1 protein-coding gene and 1 pseudogene are annotated in these 2,523 nt (G+C 64.2%); one reads left to right on the forward strand and one right to left on the reverse strand.

Annotated features, from left to right (window positions below):
* Window positions 1-112: 112 nt before the first annotated feature.
* Complete coding sequence (locus EGJ22_RS25770) at window positions 113-2,056, reverse strand: cytochrome c/FTR1 family iron permease (protein ID WP_064314328.1); 1,944 nt, start codon at window positions 2,054-2,056, stop codon at window positions 113-115.
* Between the two features lie 193 nt (window positions 2,057-2,249).
* On the opposite strand from EGJ22_RS25770, the pseudogene EGJ22_RS26750 reads away from it, so the two are divergent.
* Window positions 2,250-2,405 (forward strand): annotated as a pseudogene (locus tag EGJ22_RS26750) (transposase); the annotation flags it as partial.
* Between the last annotated feature and the right edge of the window lie 118 nt (window positions 2,406-2,523).

The following is a 2,523-nucleotide window of genomic DNA, read 5'->3' on the forward strand; positions in this document are numbered from 1 at the left end:
ATCGGGCCGCAGAGCGGCCCCGACAATTTGTGCAGCGCTGCCGAAATCCTGGGGCCGCTTTGCGGCCCGATCGCGACACAAGGCCGCTCCTACAGGGGGACGGCGCAAGGTTTTAGTTAGCAGTTGCCCTGCGTTTCTCTGCCAAGCGCGAGCGCCCGTACAGCAAGATGATCGCCAGCAACGCCACCGCCTGCGCCGACAGCGAGTAGGCGTCGGGATGAATCCCCAGCCAGTCGAACTCGAAGAACGCCACCGGCCGCGTGCCCAATACCCCAGCCTCTTGCAGCGCCTTTATGCCGTGCCCGGCGAACACCACTGACAACGTGCACAGCAGTGCCGCATTGATGCTGAAGAACAGCGTCAGGGGCAGCTTGGCCGAACCGCGCAATATCACCCAAGCCAGGCCCACCAGCAGCACCAACGCCGTGGCGCCGCCTGCCAGCACCGCCTGGTGCCCGGCAGGGCCCGCCTGCAGCCACAAGGTTTCATAGAACAGGATCACTTCGAACAACTCGCGGTACACCGAGAAGAACGCCAGCACCGCGAAGCCAAAGCGCCCGCCACCACTGACCAGGCTGTTCTTGATGTAGTCCGTCCACGCAGCGGCGTGGCGTCGGTCGTGCATCCATACCCCAAGCCACAGCACCATCACGGCCGCAAACAGCGCCGTGCAGCCCTCCAACAACTCACGCTGGGCACCACCGACATTGATCACATAGGCCGCCAGCGCCCAGGTAGCGAAGCCAGCGACCAGCGCCAGGCCCCAGCCGATGTTGACGCTGCGTACCGCTGACTGCTGGCCGGTGTTGCGCAGGAACGCCAGGATCGCCGCCAGCACCAGAATCGCCTCAAGGCCTTCACGCAACAGAATCAGCAGGCCTGAGACATAACTCAGCGACCAGCTCAGGCCGTCGCTACCCAGCAGCTTTGCCGCTTGCTCAAGCTTGACCTTGGCTTCGCCCAGGCGCTGCTCGACTTGGCCCACGGGCAGGCCATCCTGCAAGGATTGGCGGTAGGCCATCAGCGTCTTTTCAGTGGCCTTGCGCGCCTGGGTATCGATGTTGTCCAGCGAGCTTTCTACCAGCTCGAAGCCCTCAAGATAGGCCGCAACCGACAGGTCATAAGCCTGGTCGCGGTCGCCTGTACGGTAAGCGGCCAGGCTTTTGTCGAGCGTACTGGCGGTGTATTCGAGCAATTGCGCAGGGCCACGCTTGACCTGCGGCGGCTGGGCACGCTGGGCGCGGAATGCTTCCACGGCCGCGGCGCCTTCGTGGGCGGCGATTTCGGCCGGGGTCTGGCGGGCCAGGTCGGCGATGTTCCAGGTTTTGTCGCCTTTGCCGGCTTCCGGCTTGGCGGTGAAGCTGGCGATGTAGGCCGCCAAGTCCCAGCGCTGGCGGTCGTCCAGCTGGTCGGCAAAGGACGGCATCTCGGTGCCGTCGATGCCCAGGGCAAGGGTGTTGTAGAGGTCGAACAGGCTCAACTGGTCAAGGCGCGCGACGTCGCGCAGGTTGGCCGGCGCGGGCTCCAGGCCGACGCCTGCCGGGCCATCGCCCGCGCCGCTTTCACCGTGGCAGATGGCACAGTTTTGTGCGTACAGGGCAGCACCACGGGCCGGGTCCGGGGTGATTATTGGGGCTTGGCTCACCTCATAAGCCACCGCAAGGCGTGCGCCCAGTTGCCGGGCCTGCCTGGATACCGCTGGGCCGTCCAGACGCTGGTCGATGGCCTGGCGCAGCGCTTGCACGCCCTGCTCCAGTGCCGCGTGCTCGGCATTTGCAGGCAGGCCTTTGACCAGTTCGGCCAGTACCGCGCCGAACTCGCGCTGCTCGTCGTATTCGCCGCTGTCGACCACCTTGCCGTCACTCACGGTTGGCGGGTAGTCGGCACCAATGTAGTCAAGCAGGTGCAGGGCCTTGGTAGCTTCGGCGGGGGCTTCAGCCTGTGCCGCAGCGCTGCACAGCGCCAGCACCGTGCTGAGCAATAAAGCCGGCAGCCAGGCAAGCGGACGGGAACGGGTTTTCATGGCCAGTCTCGAAGGGAATGCGAAAGAGAACATTGTTCACTTCCACTTTGCTTCACTCAAGGGTGCTGGGCGGATTTCATGAAAAATCCTGGTACAAATAAGATCACGCGGGATGGCACGGTACCTGGGGGCTGGCTTGCCGGCGATGAAGGAGGCACCGATGCCACAGGAAACACCGGGTACCAAATGATTCACCGCGGGTAGGTCCTTACCCACTAGCCTGTTGAGCGGCCAGCTCTGGCAGAAGGGGTTTCATGACCGGGCCGTGCGGCGTGAGGAGGATGTGCAGGATGTGGCGCGGTATATCGTCATGAATCCCAAGCGGGCGGGTCTTGTTGCGAGGGCTGGGGATTATCCGCATTGGGATGCGATTTGGCTCTGACCAGATGTTGCCTGCGGGGGCCCTATCGCAGGCAAGCCCCGCAGGGATCGCCTTAGGGCTGACAGGTGTTTGCCACAAGGTATGGCAGCGCCTGTTAGAGCGAGCGCCGCCCGCGCGG

The organism is Pseudomonas sp. p99-361 (assembly GCF_003935475.1).
In the GTDB taxonomy this organism is placed as follows: domain Bacteria; phylum Pseudomonadota; class Gammaproteobacteria; order Pseudomonadales; family Pseudomonadaceae; genus Aquipseudomonas; species Aquipseudomonas juntendi.